The 23,624-nt window shown below is 67.8% G+C and carries 21 protein-coding genes and 8 pseudogenes; 17 read left to right on the forward strand and 12 right to left on the reverse strand.

Going from position 1 to position 23,624, the window contains the following annotated elements; translation table 11 throughout:
• Window positions 1-4: 4 nt before the first annotated feature.
• Window positions 5-2,272, forward strand: coding sequence for an FxSxx-COOH system tetratricopeptide repeat protein (gene fxsT / locus RKD23_RS00165; RefSeq protein ID WP_424851653.1), 2,268 nt, complete (start codon window positions 5-7; stop codon window positions 2,270-2,272).
• 645 nt (window positions 2,273-2,917) lie between these two features.
• Here fxsT and RKD23_RS00170 read toward each other — a convergent pair.
• Both RKD23_RS00170 and RKD23_RS00175 read right to left on the reverse strand, forming a co-directional pair.
• A complete protein-coding gene (locus RKD23_RS00170; RefSeq protein ID WP_424851654.1) occupies window positions 2,918-3,499 on the reverse strand; it encodes an HD domain-containing protein in 582 nt (193 codons plus the stop codon).
• A gap of 20 nt (window positions 3,500-3,519) precedes the next feature.
• Entirely contained in the window at window positions 3,520-4,620 is a 1,101-nt protein-coding gene (locus tag RKD23_RS00175) for an XRE family transcriptional regulator (protein WP_424851655.1), read from the reverse strand.
• A gap of 114 nt (window positions 4,621-4,734) precedes the next feature.
• On the opposite strand from RKD23_RS00175, the gene tgmA reads away from it, so the two are divergent.
• The 10 genes and pseudogenes from tgmA to RKD23_RS00225 all read left to right on the forward strand — a co-directional run bounded on the left by tgmA (window position 4,735) and on the right by RKD23_RS00225 (window position 11,521).
• Window positions 4,735-4,989 carry a putative ATP-grasp-modified RiPP gene (tgmA, locus tag RKD23_RS00180; protein ID WP_424851656.1) on the forward strand — a complete coding sequence of 85 codons (255 nt, stop codon included), beginning with the start codon at window positions 4,735-4,737 and terminating at the stop codon, window positions 4,987-4,989.
• Between the two features lie 3 nt (window positions 4,990-4,992).
• Complete coding sequence (gene tgmB, locus RKD23_RS00185; protein WP_424851657.1) at window positions 4,993-5,958, forward strand: ATP-grasp ribosomal peptide maturase; 966 nt, start codon at window positions 4,993-4,995, stop codon at window positions 5,956-5,958.
• Entirely contained in the window at window positions 5,955-7,124 is a 1,170-nt protein-coding gene (tgmC, locus tag RKD23_RS00190) for an ATP-grasp peptide maturase system methyltransferase (RefSeq protein WP_424851658.1), read from the forward strand. Before tgmB ends, tgmC begins: the two co-directional genes overlap by 4 nt.
• A 78-nt stretch (window positions 7,125-7,202) precedes the next feature.
• The gene (locus tag RKD23_RS00195) at window positions 7,203-7,505 is read left to right on the forward strand and encodes a DUF6087 family protein (RefSeq protein WP_424851659.1); all 303 of its coding nucleotides are present in this window, start codon (window positions 7,203-7,205) and stop codon (window positions 7,503-7,505) included.
• Between the two features lie 90 nt (window positions 7,506-7,595).
• Window positions 7,596-7,853 (forward strand): hypothetical protein, encoded by a 258-nt coding sequence (locus RKD23_RS00200; protein WP_424851660.1) that lies wholly within the window; start codon window positions 7,596-7,598, stop codon window positions 7,851-7,853.
• Window positions 7,854-7,966: 113 nt separating this feature from the next.
• Window positions 7,967-8,329: pseudogene (locus RKD23_RS00205) on the forward strand (transposase); the annotation flags it as partial.
• Window positions 8,330-8,902: 573 nt separating this feature from the next.
• Window positions 8,903-9,687 (forward strand): annotated as a pseudogene (locus tag RKD23_RS00210) (sulfite exporter TauE/SafE family protein).
• Between the two features lie 242 nt (window positions 9,688-9,929).
• Window positions 9,930-10,646 (forward strand): hypothetical protein, encoded by a 717-nt coding sequence (locus tag RKD23_RS00215; RefSeq protein ID WP_424851661.1) that lies wholly within the window; start codon window positions 9,930-9,932, stop codon window positions 10,644-10,646.
• A 215-nt stretch (window positions 10,647-10,861) separates the two neighbouring features.
• Window positions 10,862-11,161: a hypothetical protein gene (locus RKD23_RS00220; RefSeq protein WP_424851662.1), complete on the forward strand. Its 300-nt coding sequence runs from the start codon at window positions 10,862-10,864 to the stop codon at window positions 11,159-11,161.
• A gap of 108 nt (window positions 11,162-11,269) precedes the next feature.
• Window positions 11,270-11,521, forward strand: coding sequence for a hypothetical protein (locus RKD23_RS00225; RefSeq protein ID WP_424851663.1), 252 nt, complete (start codon window positions 11,270-11,272; stop codon window positions 11,519-11,521).
• Here RKD23_RS00225 and RKD23_RS00230 read toward each other — a convergent pair.
• The 3 genes and pseudogenes from RKD23_RS00230 to RKD23_RS00240 all read right to left on the reverse strand — a co-directional run bounded on the left by RKD23_RS00230 (window position 11,511) and on the right by RKD23_RS00240 (window position 15,240).
• A pseudogene (locus RKD23_RS00230) lies at window positions 11,511-12,442 on the reverse strand (IS5 family transposase). The gene RKD23_RS00225 and the pseudogene RKD23_RS00230 sit on opposite strands and share 11 nt — an antisense overlap.
• Window positions 12,443-12,766: 324 nt before the next feature.
• Window positions 12,767-14,185: an FG-GAP-like repeat-containing protein gene (locus RKD23_RS00235; protein WP_424851664.1), complete on the reverse strand. Its 1,419-nt coding sequence runs from the start codon at window positions 14,183-14,185 to the stop codon at window positions 12,767-12,769.
• A gap of 251 nt (window positions 14,186-14,436) precedes the next feature.
• Window positions 14,437-15,240, reverse strand: a complete 804-nt coding sequence (locus RKD23_RS00240; protein ID WP_424851665.1) for a hypothetical protein — start codon at window positions 15,238-15,240, stop codon at window positions 14,437-14,439.
• A gap of 86 nt (window positions 15,241-15,326) precedes the next feature.
• Between RKD23_RS00240 and RKD23_RS00245 the strand changes: the two are divergent.
• Both RKD23_RS00245 and RKD23_RS00250 read left to right on the forward strand, forming a co-directional pair.
• A pseudogene (locus RKD23_RS00245) lies at window positions 15,327-15,610 on the forward strand (SMI1/KNR4 family protein); the annotation flags it as partial.
• 146 nt (window positions 15,611-15,756) lie between these two features.
• Window positions 15,757-16,107, forward strand: coding sequence for a hypothetical protein (locus tag RKD23_RS00250; protein ID WP_424851666.1), 351 nt, complete (start codon window positions 15,757-15,759; stop codon window positions 16,105-16,107).
• 18 nt (window positions 16,108-16,125) lie between these two features.
• Here the strand turns inward: RKD23_RS00250 and RKD23_RS00255 are convergent, their stop codons facing one another.
• On the reverse strand, window positions 16,126-16,251 hold the full coding sequence (locus tag RKD23_RS00255) for a hypothetical protein (protein ID WP_424851667.1): 126 nt from the start codon (window positions 16,249-16,251) through the stop codon (window positions 16,126-16,128).
• A gap of 73 nt (window positions 16,252-16,324) precedes the next feature.
• On the opposite strand from RKD23_RS00255, the gene RKD23_RS00260 reads away from it, so the two are divergent.
• Window positions 16,325-17,074, forward strand: a complete 750-nt coding sequence (locus RKD23_RS00260; protein ID WP_424851668.1) for a hypothetical protein — start codon at window positions 16,325-16,327, stop codon at window positions 17,072-17,074.
• A 70-nt stretch (window positions 17,075-17,144) separates the two neighbouring features.
• On the opposite strand, the pseudogene RKD23_RS00265 reads toward RKD23_RS00260, so the two are convergent.
• Window positions 17,145-17,345, reverse strand: a pseudogene (locus RKD23_RS00265) (IS5/IS1182 family transposase); the annotation flags it as partial.
• Between the two features lie 110 nt (window positions 17,346-17,455).
• Between RKD23_RS00265 and RKD23_RS00270 the strand changes: the two are divergent.
• Window positions 17,456-17,953, forward strand: a complete 498-nt coding sequence (locus RKD23_RS00270) for a hypothetical protein (protein ID WP_424851669.1) — start codon at window positions 17,456-17,458, stop codon at window positions 17,951-17,953.
• A gap of 24 nt (window positions 17,954-17,977) precedes the next feature.
• Here the strand turns inward: RKD23_RS00270 and RKD23_RS00275 are convergent, their stop codons facing one another.
• From RKD23_RS00275 to RKD23_RS00285, 3 genes and pseudogenes are all read right to left on the reverse strand, one after another.
• Window positions 17,978-19,165, reverse strand: a complete 1,188-nt coding sequence (locus RKD23_RS00275; RefSeq protein WP_424851670.1) for an ISL3 family transposase — start codon at window positions 19,163-19,165, stop codon at window positions 17,978-17,980.
• Window positions 19,166-19,331: 166 nt separating this feature from the next.
• Window positions 19,332-19,433, reverse strand: a pseudogene (locus tag RKD23_RS00280) (hypothetical protein); the annotation flags it as partial.
• A 226-nt stretch (window positions 19,434-19,659) separates the two neighbouring features.
• Window positions 19,660-19,908 (reverse strand): annotated as a pseudogene (locus RKD23_RS00285) (transposase); the annotation flags it as partial.
• 604 nt (window positions 19,909-20,512) lie between these two features.
• Here RKD23_RS00285 and RKD23_RS00290 point away from each other — a divergent pair.
• Window positions 20,513-20,782: a hypothetical protein gene (locus RKD23_RS00290; protein ID WP_424851671.1), complete on the forward strand. Its 270-nt coding sequence runs from the start codon at window positions 20,513-20,515 to the stop codon at window positions 20,780-20,782.
• An 86-nt stretch (window positions 20,783-20,868) separates the two neighbouring features.
• Window positions 20,869-21,686, forward strand: a pseudogene (locus RKD23_RS00295) (IS5 family transposase).
• An 87-nt stretch (window positions 21,687-21,773) separates the two neighbouring features.
• Here the strand turns inward: RKD23_RS00295 and RKD23_RS00300 are convergent.
• Together RKD23_RS00300 and RKD23_RS00305 are read right to left on the reverse strand one after the other, a co-directional pair.
• Window positions 21,774-22,274 carry a hypothetical protein gene (locus RKD23_RS00300; protein ID WP_424851672.1) on the reverse strand — a complete coding sequence of 167 codons (501 nt, stop codon included), beginning with the start codon at window positions 22,272-22,274 and terminating at the stop codon, window positions 21,774-21,776.
• Window positions 22,275-23,140: 866 nt separating this feature from the next.
• Complete coding sequence (locus RKD23_RS00305) at window positions 23,141-23,599, reverse strand: hypothetical protein (RefSeq protein WP_424851673.1); 459 nt, start codon at window positions 23,597-23,599, stop codon at window positions 23,141-23,143.
• Window positions 23,600-23,624 lie beyond the last annotated feature (25 nt).

Below are 23,624 nucleotides of genomic sequence, written 5' to 3' on the forward strand. Positions count from 1 at the left end.
GTACATGAGGGGACCTGGCTCACCACAAAGCTGGTTCGTCAACCGGTTGCAACGGTTGCGCACGTCCGCCGGCTCACCGACCCAGGCGCTGTTGCTGGCCTACGACGAGCACAAGGTCCTCACCCGGTCGTCCCTGTCAGACCTGCTGGCGGGCAAGTTCAGCAGACCGCCATCCTGGGAGCGGGTCGCGGCCTATGTGACCGCATGCGTCCGCGCCGCGCACGCCGGTCGGATCGACCTGTCCTGCGAGGAGGAACTCGCGCGGCTGCGAAGCGACCACGCCACGCTCACCGACCTGCTCGAGACCGCCGGCGGCACGGTCCGCGCGCCGACGGCCCGTCTTCCGGGCACGCGGCACCGCCCGGCGACCTACCGGCTGCCGCCACGCAACACTCACTTCACCGGCCGCGACGCCACCTTGCGCGAGTTACGGCAGCGCCTGGCCTCGGGCGGCGAGGGCGCGACGCAGGTCGTGCACGGGCTGGGCGGCGTCGGCAAGACACAGCTAGCGGTCGAGTACGCCTACCGCTACCGGTCGACCTACCGGTTCGTGGCGTTCGTCGACGCCGAGGACCCCGATCTGGTGCCCTCGCAGTTCGCTTCGCTGGCGCAGGAGCTGGGACTGGCGGAGGTCAACTCCGAACACATCATCCCCCGGGTCTACCGAGAACTGCGGGACCACCGGCCCTGGCTCATCATCTTCGACAACGGCGAAAAGCCCGGCACGCTCCTGAACGCGCTGCCGTCGGGTGAACTGGGCAGCGGCGGCCACCTCATCATCACGACCAGGCTGCGCGGCTGGTCGGGCAGAGCCGGCGTCGTCGACCTGGACGTCTTCTCCAGACGTGAGGCGGTGGAGCTGCTGACCCGGCGGGTGTACGGCATGACCGCAGCGGTGGCGGACCGGATCGCCGAGCACCTGGGGGACCTGCCGCTGGCACTGGAGCAGGCGGCCGGATACATGGACTACCACCACACCGAGCCCGCGGAGTACCTGGCCCTGCTGGCATCGCGGCTGGAGGACATGATCGCGCTGGGCGAACTGACCGACCGGCCCGCGGTGGTGGTCGCGACCCTGTGGCAGCTCAGCGTGCGCAAGCTGCAGAGCCAGCGGCCGCAGGCCATGCGGCTGCTGGAGCTGTGTGCGCTGCTGGCACCGGAGCCCATCCCACTGGACCTGTTCGGTAACGGCAAGGAACCGCTGATCGCGGCGGCTGCCGATCCGGTGGCGTGGGACACGACGGTCGGCGCTCTGGCCGGCCTGGGGCTAGCCCGGCGCGGCGCGTCCTCCCTGGTGCTGCACCGCCTGGTACAGGCCGCCATCCGCGCCGCGATGCCGGACGACATGCGCACCGACGCGCGCACGCGGCTGTGCCGGGCGCTGCTCGCGGCCGTGCCGCACGACATCCACGGTGACCCGCAGGCGCCGTCGCGATGGCGAGAACTGCTCCCGCACGTGCTCGCGGTGACCAAGGACAAGCCGTCGGCCGAGTGCGCCGCCCAGACGGCGACGCTGCTGAGACTGGCGTCCGCCTTCCTCCTCTCGATCGGGGAGCACTCGGTGGCACTGCCCTTGTGCGATCGAGCTCTCGCGATCAACGAAGCGCTCGGACAGCGGGACGCGGAGATCGGCTTCGACCTGATCACCCTGGCGCAGATCCACCGGGACCGCGGCGCTCCGGAGCGGGCGCGTCCGCTAGCGGAACGTGCGCTGTGCCTGCACGAGTCCTGTCTGCCAGCGGACAGCCCCGCCATCGCGACGGACCTAGCCACCCTGGCCCGGATCTGCCACCTCCTCGGTGATCACAAGGCAGCGGTACCCCTGGCCGAGCGGGCACTGGGGATCGACGAGGCGGCATACGGGCCGGACGACCCGTACGTGAGCTTCGACCTGATAGCCCTAGCAAGTGTCCACCTTGACCTGGACGACCACGCCGCGGCCATGCCGCTGATCTCCCGGGCGTTACGGATCCGCGAGACCAGTTACGCGCCGGACCACCTGTACATCGGGTACGCCCTGCTGCTCAAGGCCCGGGCCGTCCACGCGCTGGGCGACCCGACCGCGGCGGCCCTCGCGCGCAGGGGCGCACTGATCCTGAACACCCGACTGGGCACCTCCCACCCCAAGACGCAGGACGCCTTCGCTCTAGCCAAGCGCTTGCTGGGAGGCGGCAGTTGCCGCGACCACGGGGAACCCTCCGCAGCGGCCCAGGCTCACGAGACGGACGCCGCCGCACCGGTCCCGGGCTCGCGTCCGTCACGGGCGCCGTGACGTGAGGTCGTGTCGGCAGCCCGGAAGGCCGAAGGAGGCCGGGTCCGCCTGGGCTGTGCGAACTTCGACGGGGCGGTACTGCCCGTGGCGGCTCTGCAGCGGGCCCTCCTAGAGGGCGTTTACGCAGGTCAGGGCCATTATGCGGCTCTCATCCCTGCCCTCGTCTGGGTGCTTTCATCCCGCACGATGGTGCCGCGCGGGCCGGCATCGGCGGCCTCTGGTTTGCCGCCGTTTGGTGACCAGGTGTCCGGCCAGCCGGTCCCCGGGCTGTCGCCACGCAGATGCATCAGGAGATGCCCGCTCCGGTTGGCGATCAGGGCCAAGTGCCGTAGCCGTACGGCGGTTGGCGTGGCGATCTTGGACAGCGACCTCTCGTAGGGGAAGGGGTGCAAGTTCTCCGAAAGACCACAGCTTCCGGCCCTCCCCCGCAACAGCTGCCCGAGCCTCAAGAGCCCTTGACGCGTCCCAGAGAGCTCAAGCTCTCTGGTTGCCCCGCTGTACAGAACCTGCAACATCGCATCCCCCTCCGGCCCGCCGATCCTACCGATCACCGAGACTGGATCGCCCCGCCAGTACTTCAAACTGAGCTGGGCCCTCCGGCTCCACGGCAGATCTCAAAGGCGGTCTGAGGTCCGTTGCTGCCAGTCAGCGCAAGTAGGTCTGTTGCCATTCGATCGAGGTCATGCTGAGCGCGGCGTCGGCAAGGGATTGTGCGGCTGCGGTCTTGAGCTTTGCGATGCTGCTGTCGATCCAGGGTTGGACATTGGTACAGCCCTGTTCGCGGTATTCGACTGCTTGCAGGAGGCATTCGAGCTTGTCCGCGTCGTGAGCACAGATCACTTCGAGGGAGTCCCCGTGCTCGTACTCTTCCACGATCCGCTGAGCGCCAGCCTTGACCGCCGGGTGCGCGGCGGATACCTGATCGGCGGTGACCTTCTCGTTGCTGGCGGCTTCGAGGTAGCGGCGGCTGATGTGCGGGATGTCGCTGACGCGGGTCTCCTGGGTGTCGTGCCACAGGCCGAGGAGAGCGGTTTTCGCAGGGTCGGCGCCTTCCATCATGGCGAGTACAGAGCCGATAAGGGCGACTCTGAAACTGTGCTCGGCGATGGTCTCGGGGTCCTTGACCCCGGCGATCCACCATCCGGACCGCTTGGCGCGCTTGAGCATCCCCATCTCCAGCAGGAAGCCAGCCGTGCCCTTTGCCTGCTCCTGCTCTCGGTCCGCCATAAGGTGTGTCCTCCGATGTGTCATGTGCGGTTCTCGCGCAAAACGTAATGCACCGAGCTGAGTTCCCGCCGTGCTCGCGGGGAGATTGCGTTGTGGTCGAGCAGTTGGGTGGTGTGTACGGCGAGGCGGTGGGTCAGGTCCTGATCCGCCAGGGGCAGCCACCGGTGGGCTGTCAGGAGAGCGCAGATCGAGTGCACGTAGAGGTCTACGTACGCGGGGGCCTGCTGAAGTCCTGTAGCGAGTCCTCTGAACAGGCCTACGGGCTCCCAGTTATTGGTTCCTTGTGTCATGAAGGCGTCGTTCCGCTGGGGCTCTTGGATCGACCCGAGCCAGTATGCCCAGTAGTTCAGATTCGCTGATTCGGCGGCGTCATCGTCCGCCATCGCCCTGTCGATGAAATCGAGCAGGGGCTGACTGTCACCGAGGCGGACAAGGGCGGCGGCCGTTGACCGGGCGGTCGGCCAGTGCGGCGTCCAGCCGCGTGTGGCGATGAGGTCGCGGCGTGCGTGCAGCGCCTGACCCACCCACGCGATCGCTTCTGGCGCCTGGTCGTAGGAGCACAGGTAGAGCGCCTGCCGGTGCAGGAGCAGTCCGTCTTCTCCCGACCTTAGGGCCCTTTCCGCCGTCTCGCGGAGCTGGGAGAAGAATGCGCTGCGTTCGGCTGCGGGCAGCAGGGGCGCCCTGGCGGCAGGTCCTCGGCGGCCGGTTGTGGCTCTGCGCGCGAGAAGGGGTGGGGCTGTTCCGTCCAGCGCCCAGGCGAGCATGTGAGCCGTATCGCGGGTGTGCACCCAGCCGGCAAGGGGATGGCGTGCGGTGTCCTGCGGGTGGATCGTGGCGGAGATGACGCGGTCTGCGTCCATTGCCGGATCGAAGAGGTGGAGCACCTGGGGATCTGCTCCCAGGGCAAGTAAGCACCGTCGCAGGTTCAGGAAAGTTCCGGCCTTCATGTTGGCCAGGGGCCTTCGCCCGGTCTCCCAGGCCTGCCAAGTCGCGAGGTCCACACCCATCATCTCGGCCATACCAGCCTGCGTGCTGCTCGCGCTCTCGCGGGCGACGCGGAGCACGAACCCAGCAATCGTGCCGGTTGCCGCCCGTACCCGTGCAGGACCTGCTGCGGCCATGCCGCCCCCTGGGCTCTCGTTCATCCAACCCGTACCCACAGTCAGTCCTACTTCATCCACGGTGACCGTAGCTTCTGGTTCGACGCAGCCACAGCCACAAAGGAGGCAAATGCGATGACCACCGCAGTCCTCACCGCCTTACGTCCCTGGGGTGCCAGCCGGCTCGCTCCGTACCCGAGCGTCACCCGCCGCCCTTACCGTTCGGTCGGCCTCGATCCCGACACCCAACTCGGCGTCTACGCCGACCACGCCGGGCGAGTGATCGAGATGGGTAAGCACGGCACGGGGAAGGGCACCGAGACCAGCACCACCACGAACCTGGACTCCGCCCCGGACCAGGGGCACGACCAGGACTCCGAGCAGGACTGACCAGTGGCCGCAGCCGAGAAGAAGGCGGTCCTCGTGGCCACCGAAGCAGACGACGTCACCGCCGACATGGTGATCATTGAGCTGAACCGGCGCAGCGTGCCGGTAGTCCGGTTCAACCCCGCGGACATAGGCGCCGACCTGGCCATATCCGCGCGGTTCGGGACCGGACCTGCCCCCGTGACGGGGCAGGTCCGCACCCCGTCACGCACAGCCGATTTGACGGCGTTCCGCTCGGTGTACTGGCGCCGCCCGGTGTGGCCCGCATTCGACCGCTTCGGTGCGGACGACGCTCGCTTCGCGGCGGCGCAGGTGCGTTACGGGCTCGGCGGCATCCTCTATGCCCTGCACGAGCCGCTGTGGGTCAACCACCCGCTCCGCAATGCTGCTGCGGACTACAAGCCTGCCCAGCTCGCCGTCGCCCAGCGACTCGGGATGGCCGTCCCGCCGACGCTGGTGACGAACGATCCGGCCGAGGCCAGGCATTTCATCGCGGGCCACGATCGAGTGATCTTCAAGACTCTCCGGTGGACGCCCTACCAGCGGGACGGTGTTCCTGTCACGGGGTGGGCCGATCTGGTGACGGCGGGCGAGATCGACGAAGGCGTGCGAGTCGTTCCGCACCTGTTCCAAGCGGTCGTGGACAAAGTGGCCGACGTGCGCGTACTCGTGGTCGGCCGACGGGTTTTCGCCGTGCGGATCGAGTCCGGGATGCTGGACTGGCGCAGGGACTACTCGGCCCTGGCCTACAGCGTGGTGGACCTGCCCCGCCATGTGGAGAAGGGACTTCTGGCATTCCTCGACCACTTCGGACTGGTCTCGGGCAGCTTCGACCTGGCGGTCGACAAGGCGGACGGATTGTGGTGGCTGGAGCTGAACCCAAACGGGCAGTGGGGGTGGCTGGAAGAGGCCACCGGCCTTTCTATGTCCGCCGCATTCGCTCAACTGCTGACGCACGGAGATGCCGCATGACCGACACCATCCCTCAGCGACGGGCCCTTGCCGCCCGCCTGACGCAGCTCGGCGTCCTCGTCAGCCCCCCGTGGCGGGCTGCGGTGGAGGCGGTGCCTCGGGAACTGTTCCTGCACCCCGGCGTGTTCCTACCCATGGAGGGCGGGCAGTGGCGTCCTGTCACAGCCACCAGAACCGACCCAGCCGAGTGGGTGCAGATCGCCTACCGCGTGGAGTCCCTGACCACCCAACTCGACGGGCGCCTCACCGCCGAACAGGCCAGCGGCCCAGTGCAAGGCTCTCCGACCTCCTCGTCCACGACCCCAGTCACTGTCATCGACATGATCGAGAAGCTGGCGGTGGAGGACGGGCAGCACGTGCTGGAGATCGGTACCGGAACTGGCTACTCCACCGCACTGATGTGCCACCGCCTCGGCGAGGACAACGTGACCACGATCGAGGTGGACCCAGACGTTGCGGCACGTGCGGACGCCGCACTGGAGACAGCTGGCTTCTCGACGTGGACCCTCACCGGAGACGGACTCCTCGGGCATCCACCCCGTGCACCGTACGACCGCATCATCGCCACCTGCGCCGTCCGCCGCATCCCCTACACATGGCTGCGCCAGACCAAGTCGGGCGGCATCATCCTCGCTACCGTCGGCGGCACATGGCACTACGGCACCGGGCTCGCCAAAGTCACGGTCTCCGACGACGGCACCGCCGAGGGCCGGATCCTTAGCCGCAGCTCGTTCATGCAGGCACGCTCCCAGGCCGAGGAGCCGATCACCGGTGACTTCTCCGCCCGTACCGCCTACGCCGACAGCGAACGCAAGACCACACTGTCGCCGCTGCTCCTGGAGGACTGGATGCCGGCCTTCCTCGCACAGCTCACCGCACCCGGTGCGCGTTTCACCCGGGCCACCTCACAGGAGGGCGCCCGCCTGCTGTACCTGTTCGACCCGGACCGAGAATCGTTCGCCGCGTTCACCCCGTACAAAGACACCTGGACCGTCCGCCAGGGCGGCCCGCTCGCCCTGTGGGACACGATCGAGCAGACCCTCACCACCTGGCAGGACGCCGGACGCCCCGACATCACCAACGTACGGCTGCACATCACACGAGAGACCCACACCTACTGGATCGACGGCCACCCGGCGCTGCGTTGGGTGCAGCACTTTGCTTGATCCGGCACGGCACGATCACCAGCCGGGCCACTACGCTGCCCAGGCCAGCTCGGTCACCGCGCAACACTGGGAATCCTGATGGACGACGAACCCCTGTCGCTCTGGGCAAAACGCCGCGACGCGAAGATCGGACGCCTGCGCGCCGTGCCGCTCGTCTCCGGCGCCGGCCCTCAAGGCTCGCACCTCCACCCCGACGCGCCCCGCGCCATCCAACGGTGGAATGGCTACGCCTGGGAGCCTTACGGATTCGCCGCAAGCTTCGCCGAGGCCCAACGCCTCCTGTATCCCCGCGCCGAAGAACCGGAGGCCGCCCCGGCAGCACAGCCCCAGCCGCTCCGGGCCGGACGAGGCAGACACCGCAAACCGCCCTCTGGCGAATGACACAACCGACACGGGAAGCCAAGCGTGATCAGACCGCGGTCACGTCGCCACGCAATCAGCGCGGGCGGCCGGGGAAGGAGGCCGCCGGTCATGCTCTGGAACGCAGCCGCGCTGGCGACGGGTGTCTGCTCAGCGTCGCCTTGGTGGAGCCAGCAAGGGCTCGACGACCCCGGAGTCCTGCGCCGTGACGCCGAGCGAGCCAAGAACCTCGGCTTTTACGGCAAAGGCTGCGTCCACCCCCGCCGCACGTCAGTGATCAACGACGTCTTCACACCCACCGCCGAGGAGATCAACCGGGCCCCGCGCCGCCGACGCCACGACGGAGCGGTGACCGCTGTGAATGCGTAGATGCGGAGTACGCCCTTCTTCAAAGCCGCCCGCAAACTCGTCGCGGAAGCGGACCGTACGTCATGAGCGCACATCTGCCCTACGGCAACCGCCAGACCTCGTGGCCGGCATAGACGGTCTACCGAAGGTTCGCCCAGTGGAACCGCGGACCGGGTCTGGGCGAGGCTCCACCGCGTGATCCTCGACGAACTCGGAGTGCGAGGCGAGCTGGACTGGTCGCGGTGCGCGATCGATTCCGTGAGCCTGCGGGCCACAAAGGGGGGCCACTGACGGGACCGAATCCGACCGATCGCGGCAAGTTGGGATCGAAGATCCACCTAATCACGGACAGGAACGGGCTGCCGCTGTCCCTGGGTGTCTCCGGCGCGAACATGCACGACAGCCAGGGCCTGGAGCCTCTCGTGCGCGGCATCCCGCCCGTCCGGTCCCGCCGTGGGCCCCGGCGCCGCCGGCCCAAGAGACTGCACGCCGACAAGGAATGGCGGAGGTGAGCGGGATGATCTCGACATTCTTTCCGGTGCGCGGGGCGTGGACGACTGGTCGAGCGCGCTCTGGGCGTCGACGCCCACGACCCGGTCCTCGCCGTCGGCGGCGCGATTGTTGAACCAGACGAGGATCATGCCGCCGTAGGTGTTGACCATGGCGGCGATCAACTTCAACAAGCCGGAGAGTACTCGCGCCTGAACTCCAGCGTCTGACTCTCGACCTGATCCGGGCGCGCGGTCAGCGCCCGTACCGCTCAATCGTGAAATCCGCCATCGCAGCGGCGACCAGTGGGGTGACCGTCACGACATCATCCCCGCCTTCCCTTTCTCCACCTCCTGGCATCGGTGGTCGCGGTCGAGACGGACAAGACCTGCCCGGACGCCGCCGAGAAGGGCTGCTGCGCACCGGCCGCACACACCACAGCACCCACCTCAACCGCCGTCGACCCCGTAGACGGCTGCGGACGCCGGGCTGCTGCTCGTGAACATCTCGTTGCAGCCTCCCACAAGCACGGTCCGGTCGGCCGATACTGACCCAGCAGCAGAGATGAGGCGGGAGCAGCGGTGGAGTGGACGATCTGGGCTGGCTTCGCGGCTGGCCTGGTGATCTCAACGGTGACCGCGCCAGTCGGCGTCTCGGGCGCGGTCTTCCTCCTCCCCGTCCAACTAAGTGTCCTCGGCGTGCCGAGCCCCGCCGTCACGCCGACGAACCTGCTCTTCAACGTCGTGGCCGGGCCAGGAGCCCTCTGGCGCTACCGCCGCGACGGAGCCCCGCGCGGCAGTCTCGCCCGCCAACTCGTCGCCTGGACACTCCCCGGCGTTCTCGCAGGTGCCGCCATCCGAGTCTTCGCCCTCCCCGGCCCCGTCGTCTTCCGCCTCCTGGTCGCCGCCTTCCTCCTACCACTCGGCATCTGGCTGTGCCCGCGCACCCTGCGCCCGGCCCGCCGATCCGGCCCACAGGTCGGCGAGCCCTCGGCGCCCGCGCTCGCCGCGCTGGCCCTGACCGTCGGCGTGGTGGGCGGGATCTACGGGATCGGCGGCGGCTCGCTGCTCGGCCCCGTCCTCGCCGCCCGCGGCATCCCGATGAACCGTCTCGCACCCGCCACCCTCGCCGCGACCTTCACCACTTCCATCGCCGGAGCCGCCGCCTACGCCGCCCTGGCCACGGTCAGCCCCGGCCCTGTCGCGCCCGACTGGTGGCTGGTCTGACCTGCGGCCTGGGCGGACTCATCGGCGGTTACCTCGGCGCGCGCCTTCAACCGCACCTCCCCGAAACCGCCCTGCGACTACTGCTGGGTGCCCTTGCAGCTGCCCTCGGCACGGTCTATGCCGTCCAAGCCCTCTTCTGAAGGTGGCACAAGGGAATGGGCTTCCGGCCTGACTCCGCCAATGACGCCATCTATCGTGCTCGGTCACACCTGGTTCCAGTTGTGCGCGATAGTTGGCCTTTGAGGACGCTGGTTGGCCCGTGTGCGCGTTAGGTGGCCAGCAGGCCCGACGGGGCGTCCTGGCTGGTAGGCCGCGTAAGCCGCCAAAGGAACCCGTCTACCCTGATCGCATGATTGATGAGGGGGACTTCCGGGTCGGTGACGTGCTGTCCGTTGCCTGCCCCTTCACGGTTACCCGTGTCGTGCAGGGTGTCACGTGGGATCACGTGTCGGTGCGATGGCCGTGGTGGGAAATCGACACCGAGAACGAGTTCGCGCGCTGGAACGGGGTCGTCGCCCTCGGCGTGAACAGCGGTGGGAGCTTCTCGCCTGAGGTGGAGGCCGAGCTCTTTCGAACGGACCCCCCGCCCGAGCATCTGAAGGCGGGAGACGTCTGCCGTGTTGGCGTGCCGCCCACGGTCGTGCACGTGACGGACGTGGAACACCACGACCCCCCGCTGGAGACGGCCTGGCTGCCACATCCCACCCAGACCGTGACCGTGCTGCCCCGAGGTCTGTCCTATCGCGAGTTCCCGGACGAGAGCCATCTTGACGGCTCGGGGTACACCATCCACCCTGGCGATGGGATTCCCTTCACCTTCGAACTGTTGATGCGCCCATACGCATCCCTCCAAGTGGGCGACGAGGTCGCCGATGCCGTCGGCCGGGCATGGCGGTTCGGCGGCCCCTGGGACTGGACCGCCTTCGACGGGGAGCCGGCCGGCGCGGGCCCTGGGTGGCCACTCGTCCTGCTCACCCGAGCAGGAATGCCGTGCTCCGTCGAGGACGCCGAGGCGGTGGCTGCGAGTACGGCGAAAGGATCGCACCAGAAGACGATCCGAGACTGGATGGCACTCACCGAGGCCTCGCCCACACCCTGACCCATTCGGACGCCTGCGGCATCTCTGCCGTGGCTGAGCGAGGACCTGGCCCTACGGGCCAACTATCGTGCACGGTCACAGTGGCTGAGTGGGACGGGTGACTGTGAGAGCGGCTGGGGGGTCCGCAGGCCGCCGTCGTGCGGGGCTGTCGGGACCGGCATGATCAAGTCGCTGGGGATTCGGTGGTGAGAGGTGTTGTTGTTAGGGACTGGGCCTTGTTCGCGGGAGGCGAGTTCGACGTGCGGGCGGTGGTGGCCGGCATCCTGTCCGGCAGCCGGCGCGTGCTGCCCCTCGACGCTGTCCCGTGGGGGAACTTCTCCCACAGGGACCGCGCCCGGCAGGCCGTTCACCTGCTGCGCACCGACGACGGTCGCGCTCCCCGCGCGAGGGACGTGCTGCGGGGCCTGTGTGCCAACGACAATCGGGCTGCCGCCGCCCTCGCCGTACCGTTCCTGATCCCCATCGCCACCGATGCCCACCACCCGCAGCGTGGCGCGGCGCTCGGCGTACTCTAAGATCCGGCACGCGCCAGGTACTTCGGCGTTGCCTCCCGCGAGGAATTCCTTCTTCACCGCACCGAGCCTCGGCGCCACTCCCCCGACTGCGACGACTACGGTTTCGAAGTGAGCGGTTACCCGGCCGGCTGGTCGGTGGCCGCCGCCCGGGCCGCGATCACTGCCGACACATCTGCACTCCTGGCGCTCCTCGACGACAACGAGCGCACCATCCGCATCGACGCCGCCTATGTTCTGGCGACGGCCGCCGACCCCGAGCACAGCGTCCGATCCGCTCTGGCCGGCAGGTTCGCCGCGGAGGGTGACGCCATGGTCCGCGCTGCCCTGCTCCTAGGCGATGTTTCTCGGATCATGTTCTGAGCCAGACCATGAGGGCCGCGAAGGTGACAGTTCCGAGATAGGTGTAGGCGCGTTTCTCGTAGCGTGTGGCCACGGCGCGGAAGCTCTTCAACCGGTTGATGGCGCGCTCGACGGTGTTGCGCTTCTTGTAGAGCTCGCTGTCGAACTCGGTGGGCCGCCCGCCGCGGGAACCTCGGTTCTGCCGATGTCTTTGCTGGTCGAGACGTTCCGGGATGGTGTGTGGGATTCCGCGTCGTCGCAGGTAGCGGCGGTTGCCGCGGGAGGTGTAGGCCTTGTCCGCCAGGACGCGGTCGGGCCGTTTGCGAGGTCGCCCGACCCCGACACGCGGCACGGAGACCTCCTCAAGCACCCGCGCGAGCTGGGGGCCGTCACCGTAGTATCCAGGCGTCAGGACGAAGGCCAGAGGCCTGCACCGTCCGTCGGCGACGAGATGGATTTTGGTGGTGAAGCCGCCCCGGGAACGTCCCAGACACTCGCCGACCTGACCACCTCCTCCAGCCGGACCGTCAGTTTCCGCAACACCGGATCAACCTGGTTCGTCCCTCGCTCGGCCCCCTTTTGAGAGAACGCGGCCGCCGGTGTCTTCCTCGCGCCGGCGGCATGCTGGTGGGCACGAACGGCGGTCGAGTCCACCGACACCTCCCAGTCGATCTGCCCCGCGGCATCCTGGGCAGCCTGGATCCGCGACAGCAGCATCTTCCACGTGCCGTCCGCTGACCAACGGCGATGCCGCTTGTAGACCGTTTCCCAAGGCCCGAACCGCTCCGGCAGATCCCGCCACTGCACCCCCGTCCGCACCCGGTAGAGAACACCGTTGATCACCCGACGGTGATCACTCCACCGGCCCCCACGCGCACCACCAGGAGGTAAGAACGACTTCAGCCGATCCCACTCCGCATTCGTCAGATCACCACGACCCATACAGCCAGCGTGACCCAACTCCCCACTCACGTTAGGAGATCCGAGAAACATCGCCTAGCTCTGCGCAGCCGGCCGCGGTTGTGTATCGAGGTGTTCAGCGGAGCCCCGGCCTTCGAGGTTGTCCCGTAATTGGTGTGGACGGTTGGTGCGTTGGCTGGGCATGGGGTGATCTCTGCGGATGATGCGAAGTGGATCGAGCCGTTCTCCGGGTTGTCCAGGGTGCAGTTCGCGAGACTGGTGACGCTGCGGCCGGTGTGCCACCGGACGTTGAGGGTCCGGGGCCCCGGACACGGCTGGGGCCTGTCCGTGTCCGGGGCCCGTGTCTCAGTCGAGCAGGGTGGTGCCGATTTCGGAGCCGGAGGCGACGCCGTACTGCGTGGGGCCGAAGAGGGTGACGCCGCTGGTGCTGAGGCCGCTGCTGGTTCCGCGCAGTTGCCAGACCGCGCCGCTTCCCTCGTCTTCGTAGGGGGCGGTGACGGCGAGGTCGGCCTTGCCGTCGCGGTTGAAGTCGGCGAGGCGGACCTGGGAGCCGAAGACGTCAGCGTTCTCGGAGGTGCCGGGGACGCCGGGGGTGTCCTGTGTGTAGTGCGCTGCGCCGGTGGTGGTGAGCCCGCCGGATCCGCCCCGCAGGACCACGACGTCACCCGCCCTCACACTCTGGGCGAGGGACTCGTAGGGGATGCCGACGGCGAGGTCGGCGCGGTGGTCGCCGTTGATGTCGCCGATGGCCAATGCCGCGCCGAAGTTGTCTCCGCGCTCGTTGCCGCCGGGGACGCCTGCGGTGTTCTGGTGGTAGATGCGTCGTGCCGGGTCGAGGCCGTTCGCGGTGCCGTAGTGGACGGTGACGTAGCCGGAGGCGCCGCTGGGGTCGGGGCGGCCGTTGGGGTAGAGACGGGGGTCGGACAGGCCGATGGCGAGGTCGTCACGGCCGTCGCCGTTGAGGTCTCCGGCCGCGACGGCGTTCCCGCCGGCGAGGCGGGCCTGTTCGCTGAAGGAGGCAAGGTCGGTCGTGCCGGGCGTCTGGCCGTAGACGATCGTGGCATCGCGCAGGACGACGGCCAGTTCGTCCTTGCCCTCGCCGTTGAAGTCGCCGGCCGTGATGTGCCAGCCGCCGCCGTCTGCGGCGGGAACCTCGTATCCGGATGGTGCCGTGGTACGGGTGAAGGTGCCGGAGTACAGCTTCAGCGACGTCGCCGTGCTGACCGCGACATCGGGGGCGGAGTCCCCGGTGAAGTCACCGACGGCGATGTCGGCCCCGAACATCCGGGATGGGTAAGACGGCCCCGACGGCAGGAGGAGACCGCTGCGCAGGGGCGACGGACCGCCCCACAGCACCGTCACGGCACCGCTCAGCGACGCCCCGGGAACGCCTTCCCCCTCGCTGCCGACCAGCAGGTCCGCGTACCCGTCACGGTTCACGTCCCCACTCGCGAGGCTGCTGGCGAAGTGGTCATCGGCCTCGGCCGCGCCAGGCACACCGGTGGAGTTCTGCGAGACGGTGACGTGCTGGGACGTCAGGCCCCGGGCGGAGCCGAACGTCACCAGGACGGCGCCGGCGCCTCGCTTGCCGTTGACCATCTTGGCCGGCATCCCGACGGCAAGGTCACGGAATCCGTCGCCGTTGAAGTCGTCCGCCAGCCTCGACGGCGCCGCGACGGCATTCCCGGCCGAGACAGCCAGCACACTGCCGGTGAGCGAAGCCGCTACGGCCACCGCCACGGCAAGACGGACCGGGTGACGCATGAAAACCCCCTCCAACCGCGGACCCCAGCGGCGCCCGCGAACCACAGAACCTGGATCGTGCCCGTTGCCGGCCGCCGGCCACAAGTGATCACGGCGTGCGGCGGATGTGAGACTCCCGGGCAGCGAGGAAGGTTGTACTGCCTCTCCATCTCACCCGCATCCGTCCCCACCCGCCTGCCCCGCCCGTGTGCCGGCCGGCAGGAGTTCGCAGTGCAGCGCTCCGCGGCACGGCCAGACTTCACGGTGCACCGTCAGCGGACGTCGACGTAGTCGGCGGTGGAGCCGGCGCCTGCTGTGGTGGCAGTGCCGCCGACGGACCAGCGCCAGTAGCCGTCCACGGAGGCCGTGACCGCAGCGCGCAGGTCACCGGTGGCGTTGGCGGTCACCGTCCTGACGACGGTGTAGGTGTTCGTGCCGGCCTTGCGGAACTGCAGCGTCGCCTGCTTGCCCGCGTAGTTGGTGTACTTGTTCAGCGCCCAGTCGGCGCGGATGATCTTGCCGATGACGGTGATGGGCCTGCCCTTGATGACGGGCTCGGGCGAGGCGTTGACAGTGACGCGAGCGTCACGCTTGAGGCGGATGTAGCCCAGTCCTGTCAGGAACTCCTCCTTCTTGAGCTCGCTGCCCTCCCAGAGTTTGGCTATCACGGCGAACTTCCAGGTCGTGGCGTCCCCGTTGGAGTCCAGGAAGGATCGGTCGAGGTAGAAGTCGCCCTTGCAGTCATAACCGCCCGAGGGAGCGTAGCCGCAGTTCACACCGCTCCAGGGGATCTCGGCGGATCTCTCGTAGGCCCGGGCGGGCGTGGTGTCGTAGCGGTGAACGACGGGGTGTACGTCGACGTCGTCGAAGGAGACTCCCCTCGGCAAGGTCACGTGGAAGGAGAACTTCGGGCGTTGCGTCACGGTGGGCCCCACGATGATGGTTCTGCCCCCGTTCACGACCATGTTCGTCACCTCGATCCCGGTGTCCGCGGCCTGGGCGGGCGGAGCGCAGAGCACGCCGAGGGAGAGGGCTCCCGCGAGCACGGCTACGGTGCCGGAGCTGCCTGTTCGCATGCACGACCTCTTCACTGTCTTGTTATGGGCAGCCGCAGATTAACAGCGAAGGCACACAAGGCCGTTCGAAATTTTGGGTACCTGGTCCCGTCGAAAACACCCTCATCGCCTACCCCGGCACGCTGGCCGACCCCCTGCAGATCAGCGAGCTCGCCGGGCTGGAGATCCTGGAGCTCGGCCCCGGAGGAGTGGCGCGTCCTGCTGGACGCCGGAGCCGTACCGTCCAGCCTGTCGGCCGCAGCCATCGTGGTGCACAGCGATCGGGACCCCCTGCCCATCGTGGCTCTCGCCAACGAGATCCTGGCCCTGTGGGAACCGGCCTCAGATCATCCAGACGGTCCTCGAAGGGAACATCGGACCCGTGGTGTAGCGGGTGTTGGCGTACGCGAGAGTGAGTGTGTGCTCAGCAGGTACGGACGAACGTGGTCGGCGAGATGGCAGGCTGTTCGCTCGGCTCGAGCGGATTCGTGGCAGGATCAGTTTGTGGAGAGTCCGGGCCTTTCACCGCGTCGTCGCATGCTGATGGAAGCGCTCGTCGTGGTCGCATCCCCTGCTTCGACTCAGGTGGCTTGGCTGGACAAGTACGACGTGCCGCCGGACGAGATCGCCCTGGGCTTCGACGATGCCTTCCGCCTTGTGGGGCGACTGGTCGATGAGGGTCAGCTCAGTCGTGATGCGCTGCCCTTGCTGCAGGCGATCGATGAAGTGTTCAGCGAGATGTCCCAGGACGCGAACGTGGATCGGTGGACCAGGGAGGCTTTGTCCACCGACGCAGGGTGGGGACGTGCCCGGCATTTGGCGCGAGAAGTCCTCGCCGCAGCAGATGAAGAGACCTCTCCGCTGCCAGGCATTTGCATCATTCGATGAGCCGCCACTCGCTGCGGTTCAGGTGACCCGCGGGTAGGTGCCGGTGAAGCCGTACTCAACCACCAGCCGCTCGTGAACCACTGCCCCCTTGATCAGAGTCTCGGACCACAGCATCCCATCGATCAGCGGCGCGACCTCATCCACCTTCCGTGATGGCCGCTGGCCTCCCGCCGTCTCAGAGCAGTGGTTGTCAGAGGCTGGGTGCACAATCCACCGCATGGCAGTTGACTGGACAGAGTTTGAGCATGCGTACGGCACGGCGGAAGACATACCTGTGCTCTTCGACCGGCTAGGTGGTGACGAAGATGACGTCATCTGGGAAGACCTCGTGTCGAGCCTGTACCACCAAGGGTCCGTGTACTCAGCGAGCTTCGTCGCCCTGCCCCTACTTGCCGATGTCGCCATGGGGCGCCGGCCAGGCGACGGCATGTACGCCCTCTGCCTGGCTGGAAGCATCGTCGCGGCCGAGGAGCAGGAACATCCGCGTGGATACGTGCTGTCGAAGTATCCACAGGTGATCGCTGAGCTGCGGCCCCTTACGGAGCGTGCGATTGGCGGCGATTGCTTGGGCGCCCACGGTCTGGACTATCTCGAGCAGTTGCAGCTGCTGCTGGCCTTCGAAGGAGTGCCGGTCTGGGGTGCCGAACTCTCCCGCATGACCTACGAGGTGGTTTGCCCTGCATGTTCCAGCCCCTTGGAAATCGACGTGAGCCCACCCGAATGTGGGGTGCGCCGCAGGGATAGTGACCTCGTCTCGTTCAACAGCCCCAGACCGACGGATGGGCAGGGGCGACCAGTTCCGCCGGACGAGCTGAACGAGCTGGCTGCGCGCCTGCACGGCTTGGCCGTCGGGGCTGGTGAAGACGCAGCCGCCGAGGCCCTCACGCTGATCTTTGGCCATGCACCGTGTCCCAACTGCGGAACCGTGTTCTCGATTCCCCAGCAGATCGAGGCGGGCACTCCTTGAAGGACATCACTCTGTACCAGTCACTGGCTTGAGCCCATCCGCATCCCGTGCGGCCGTACTGGCCCTGACAAAGCCTCTGGACATGTCGGTGGATGATCAGACAGACGACGAGCCCGAGGAAGGCTTGGTGAATGACGTCACGTCTCTCCCAACGACTCCCTAGGCGGCGGAAGCCGTGCAGCCAGGGCATCGTCCGCTCGACGACCCTGCGGAAGGTGCCCAGGCCGGTGCCGTGTGGCTGGCCGCGCTTGGCGACCGCGGGCCGTATCCCGCACTGATGAGGGTCTGTGAAATCGGCTCTGACCGGAGTTCCGTGAATGCTCCTGTAGGTTCTTCCGGACTCGCGTGGGCGGGTCGCGGCGGAGGCGAGAGGGGCTGACCGTGACTGACGATCGGCTTGATGCCGAGTGGCTTCGCGGCTGGTGCGAGCAGGCGGATGCGGCGCTCGCGAAGCTGATGGCGTCGTTCCAGGCGCGGTTTGGCTTCGAGCCGGGCAGCAACAAGGTCGTGCTCGCTTCGGAGGAGAGCCATCAGGCCACCGACGCGCTCGTGGAGCTGACACCGATTCCCTCGGATCTGACCACGATGTACTGGGTGATCGACGAGATCTCCTTGCCCGATGTGGAGAACGGCTACTTCGTCCACCCGGCCGCGCTGGTCGCGGACCACTTCCGCGAGTACGGGGCCGTCCAGATCGACGGGGAAGAGCCTGCCCTGGTATTCGCCAGCGACGGGGGCGGCCATCTGTTCGCACTGGCCGGCTCCGGGCGGATCTGGAGGTCGACCACCGCCTCATGGCTCGATCAGTTCGACCTTGCTGCATCCGGTCTTCAGGAGTTCTTCGAGGGGCTCTCTCGGCAGATCAGCTGCCAGCCCTGACGGCTGGTCGAAGGGCGAGCCCGCTCAGATCCGGGTAAGGATGCGAATCCTCAGGAGCCGGAACGAGGCCCGGCCATACATGGTTCGTTTGATGGTTTTGATCCGATTTACGTTGCCCTCGACCTTGCCTGAGCTCCATTCGAGAGTGAGGCCGGCGGTGACGGCGTCGAGGTCCTGACGCAGGAAGTCGGCGAACGAGCGGACCGGGGCGGGAGCATCCTGCTCGGCCTGCCGGATCCAGTCCGGCAGCATGCCGCCGCGGCGGTTGATTAACAAGTCGCGGAAGCATCGGGCCAGGTCATGGGCCCGGGCGATGTCCAGGCAGGCGATCCTGACGTCGAGCAGCTTCTCGACCTCCTGGTCCGTGAGAGTCTTGCGTGGGCGCATGATCCATGAGGTGACACGGCGCGGGCTGGGGATGTCGGCGCGGACCGGCTCGGCCGTCCCCTCGCGGAGCTTGGCGAGGTGGCAGCGCACGACCTGGATGCTGCCGGTGTAGCCGCGCTCGCAGATCTCGTGGAACAGTCGGGTGCCGCTGGTGTATCCGGCGGTGAACCGGCTGTTCAGGTAGGGCTTGAACGGTTCCAGGAGCCTGGCCTTGTGGATGCCGAAGTCCTTCGCGGAGGCGAGGAGTTCATCCAGCATCGTGGTCTTGAAGCGGCGTACGGTCTTGCGGTCCAGGCCGAGGTGGCGGGCGATGGCGCTGATCGTCCACTTCCGCTCCAGCAGCCGGTGGACGTCCGCGTAGCGGGCGCGGGTGCGCTCGACGAGGGGTGTGCGGGGCAGCTCCGGTACGGGCAGGTCGATTACCGGAGGTTCGGGCGACGGCTCCTCCTGTCCGACGTGTTTGCGCAGGCAGGAGCGGTGCTGATGGCAGGTCTTCTCGACTGCGGCCAAGAGGTTTGGAGCAGGTGCCACCTGTCGGGCCACCTCAATCGCGTCGGGTGCGGCTTCCTTGATTGCCCGGGCGTAGGCGGTGGCGCGGTCACGGCAAATGATCTCCGCGCCAGGGTGTTCGCGCAGCCAGGTGGCGAAGGTCTCCGAGGTGCGGTCCGGGAGCACGTCCACAACGCGGCCGGTCTCGACGTCGACGAGGACGGTCCCGTAGGTGCGGCCCCTGCGGAACGCGAACCCGTCGACGCCCAGGACCGCGGTGCCCGCTCGGGCACCTCGGGCGCCTCCAGCAGCCGAGGAGGCGGGTCCGGCCGGCATCGATGCTGAGCTTGCGGCAGAGGCGTTCGCCGGCCCGGCCGCCCAGTTCGGTGGCCACCCGAAGCCACTGCCTCAGTCCGACGCTGGACCGTACGTAGCGCTCGCTCAGCCCGGGGACCTGCTCGACGAACGTCGTCCGCCGGCACCGGGCGCGGTCACAGAAGAATCGGCGAACGCGAAGGCGTATCGCTAGTTTCCTTCCAGAAAGCGGTCGTTCGGCCAGCGTCCGCCAGTAGGCGGAGTGCCTCCGTCTCCCTGGGCTTCCACAGCCTGGGCAACAGGCCTACGGGCCGCACGCGGCCACTTCCACCAGCACGACCTCTGGGCTGGCAGCCAGCCGCTCCAGTTCAACATCGACTCCGGGGAACAGCACATCTTCGATCGAGCGGAGGACCACATATGGGTCACCCCGCAAGGAAACGATCCTGCATGCGTGCCGCGGACCTGGGGTTTCACCGAACTGCGGTCAGAGTCAAATTCAACGAGCCTCATCAGCGCTGCCGCAGCAGCCGGCGGTACTTGTCGTGGTCGTAGGCGCGGTCGGCGAAGAGCATGTCGGGCCGCCTGCGCCGTCGGCCGACGAGTCCCGCGACGGATGGGAGCTTGTCCAGGGGCAGCAGATGGGTGACGTCGTTGTGCTTCCCGCCGGTCAGTAACACGACGAGCGGGATGACCTGGCCGTCGGTGACGATGTGGTGTTTGCTGCCCGGCCGTGCGCGATCGACCGGGCTGGGCCCGCCTACGGGCCCCGGCGTGCGACCCGGACATGGGAGGAGTCGATCATCCCCCGACCAGTCCGGCTTGTTCTTCGGGCGCAGCTTGGTCAGCAGCAGCTGGTGCAACTGGTCCCAGCCGCCGGCCTTGTTCCAGGCCGCCAGGCGCCGCCACCCAGATCATGCCCGATCCGAAGCCGAGTACCTGCCCCAGGAACACCAGCCCGCTGCGGTTCAGGTGACCCGCTGATAGGTGCCGGTGAAGCCGTACTCAGCCATCAGCCGCTCGTGAACCACTGCTCCCTTGGTCAGAATCTCGGACCGCAGCATCGCATCGATCAATGGCGCGACCTCATCCGCCTTCCGCCGACGGCCATGTCCGGGCGCCGTCCGACGAGGCGGGGCAACCGGGCCTTGGGAGCACGGGTACTTGCGGACCGTTCGGCGGTTGGGTCCTTCGCGATCTCCGGCAGAATCATCGCCCGGACTCGAACAGCACTCCATCTCTCGGGCATCTTCCTCTGGTTTGCAAGCTGACTCGAACCCGCACTGGGGGCAGAATGATCGCGTGCTTCCTCCTCGACTGCTGTGGTGCGATCCTCGGCCCATCCCCCGGTTCAACCGTCAAGAACCGGTGACACTGATCGTCCGGGATCCTGGTTTCTACGAGCCGACGGACGAGGACGACTGCACGGCGTTCTCGTACTTCTGCCAGGCGCATGACCGCTTCTACCAACGCGAGGCTTGCGGGGAGGGACCGCATCTCGTGGCTCTGCACTGTGAAGAGCACGGGCCGGAAAGCATGTGGCCGCAGCCTCTCACACTCATGTTCCCCGAAGGTTTTGAGCCTGCGCTCAGCAAGGCGCAACTCAGCGGGCTGCAAGCAGCGTGGGATGCCGCCTAAGCATGATCCGAAAGAGACGGCCTAACTGGCTCTAACAAAAGCGGTTTGATCATGTGACTGTCGGGTTGATCGCTCGTTGGTGAGGCATGGGGAAGCGTCAGTCGCGGCCGTGGATCGTGTCGGACGAACTGTGGTCGCTGATCGAGCCGTTGCTGCCCGCACCACCGCCCAAGCAGGTCGAGGGACGGCCGCGAGTGCCCGACCGGCAGGCCTTGTGCGGGATTCTGTTCGTGCTGTACACCGGCATCCAGTGGGAGTACCTGCCCCAGGAGCTCGGCTTCGGCTCGGGCATGACGTGCTGGCGCCGCCTGGCTGCGTGGAACGAAGCCGGCGTCTGGGACCATCTGCACCAGCTGCTGCTGAACAAGCTGCGCTCGAAGAACCAGCTGGACTGGTCGCGGGCGGTGATCGACTCCTCCCACGTCAGGGCCGCACGACGGGGCCCAAAAGCGGCCCCAGCCCGGTCGACCGCGCATGACCAGGCAGCAAGCACCACATCATCACCGACGGCCAGGGCATCCCGCTCGCGGTGTCGCTGACCGGCGGAAACCGCAACGACGTCACCCAACTCCTGCCCCTGCTCGACAAGATCCCGGCCGTGGCCGGAGTCGTCGGCCGGCCCCGCCGACGGCCCGACATGCTCTTCGCCGACCGCGGCTACGACCACGACAAGTACCGACGGCTCCTTCGTGAACGGGGCATCCGCCGAGTGATCGCCGAACGCGGCCAGCCCCACGGCACCGGCCTGGGAACTTTCCGCTGGGTCGTCGAGCGGACGATCTCTTGGCTGCACGGCTTCCGCCGCCTGCGCATCCGCTGGGAACGGCGCGACGACATCCACGAGGCATTCCTCGGACTCGCCGTCTGCCTGATCACCCATCGCCACGTCCAGAGACTTTGTTAGGGCCAGTAAGCCCTGTCCCGCAATGATCTTTGAGCGTCGCCCTTGGGCTCTTTCGAGGCTGTGCGGTTCGGGACCTGCGACTCCCTTTCAGAGGTCCGGGAACGGTGGCGCCTCGTCCATCGTCAACAGCAGTTTCCGTGCTGGTTCGGCCTCTTCCGGTCGTATGGATGAGGCGAGGCCCTCGATGACCGGTCGGCCTGCACGCACGGCTTCCCTGGCGGCCGCCTCCCAGGCAGGCTGCTCCCGGAAGTTCGTGCGGTTCGGGCCGCCAGCCGCCGCGGCCGAAGAGTGCCAGTTGTCGGTCTGGTAGATGCTCTGCAGGAGATCGAGCAGCTCGGCCTTGCAGGGCACATAGGGGGCCTCAGCGAGTTCCAGAAGGAATGGGACCGTAAAGGCGGTCGCCTCGCCGACCACGAAACCCAACGCGCAGACGCGGCCCCCCAGTTCATCGATCGCAAGGCGGGCAGCGTCCTCGCTTCCATACGCGATCCGGGAGAGCAGCGGCGGGATGTCCCCGGCGGTGAGCTGTCGCGCGTCGCGCAGCTGTCCCCAGCGGACGCCGGAGATGCCTTTCAACAGACTTCCCACGCACTGTCACCTTTCACAAGTCGCCCGGGCGACGGCGGAGACGACCATGGAGGCACCCGCGCACGTATAGCGCCCGAAGCCATCCACTGAAGCTGTCGCCTTGAGCCTTCTCAGCTGTCGATGGCGACTGGCTTCGACGTTGCGTAGCGGAGCCGTTCCCCGCCGCCGGCTCGCCTCAGATCGTCGCGACCCGGTCCGTTTCAGATCAGTCGAGCAGTCTCTACCACACAGAAACAGCCGTGTATCCGAGAACAACTGCTACGACCAGCAGGACAACGACCAGGGCTACGGCAACGGCAGCGAGGAGCCCGGTAACACCGGCGATCGCTGCCCAGCCCCACCGCGTCGCTCGCGCAGCCTGCTGGAGTGCGGCCCTGCAGCTGCTGTCGTCGTACCAACCTTGATCGCTCATGACGCCCCCTTCCGACAAGCAAAACAGCGCGCACCAGCGCACCACTTCAACACGAACACCACCACCGCCCCTGGCCGCCCGGCCGGGGGCTTCGTGCTTTCTGGAGGAGTTCGCCGTGCCCACGTACGAAGCCCTGCCCCACTTCACAGCCGAAAAGGACCGCCTCGCCCCCGAACTGCGCCGCCGCTTCCGCCAGGCCGTTCAACGCCTTTGTCGACGATCTGCGCACAGGGGCGCGGGTGCTTCCGCGCGGGGCCCCGTGTGAAAGGCGTCCGCAGCGCGCCCAGCGTCTTCGAGATGACGTGGGACGGCAACGGGCGGGCGACCTGGCAGTACGGGCCCGAGATAGTCCAGGGCGTACAGCACGTCATCTGGCGCCGCATCGGCACCCACGACGTCCTCACCGGCCCGTGACGCCCGTCGTACCGCATCGGGAGCGGAGGGGGAGAGGCGGTCACCCACTGGCCGGCTCGGTGCCCGCGCCGAAAAGCGGGACGTCAGCGACCGTGACGTCCAGCCGTAACCGGGCGAAGCGCACCGGGTGTCTCCACGATCCGCGCTCCATCGCTGTGTCCACCGTGATCTCGGCGACAAGAACCGGTTCGACCAGCACAACGTCGAGCGGCGTGCGCGACCCCCACGAGGTCGTGAACCGTACGCCCTCCCATGGGCGTCCGGGCCTTGCCGGTGTCAGCCGCTCGGTCAGGTCGCGCGCCGTATCCGGCCGCAGCGGCGTACTGCGGCCGACCGGCTGGAGGGTCCCTGCCGCACCGAGGCGGCCCAGCACGAGCGTCTGCGGCCGACGCACGGTGCCGGTGATCCCACCGATCACCGCTTCAGTGGAGTCCCGTCGGCGCACCTTGTAGAGCGCGCGGGCTCCCCGCAGATACTGCTGCCCCCTCCCCCGGATCATCGTTGCACGGCGTGATCTCGCCTCG

Origin of the sequence: Streptomyces sp. SAI-170, from assembly GCF_049739565.1 — a bacterium.
Classification (GTDB): Bacteria; Actinomycetota; Actinomycetes; order Streptomycetales; family Streptomycetaceae; genus Streptomyces.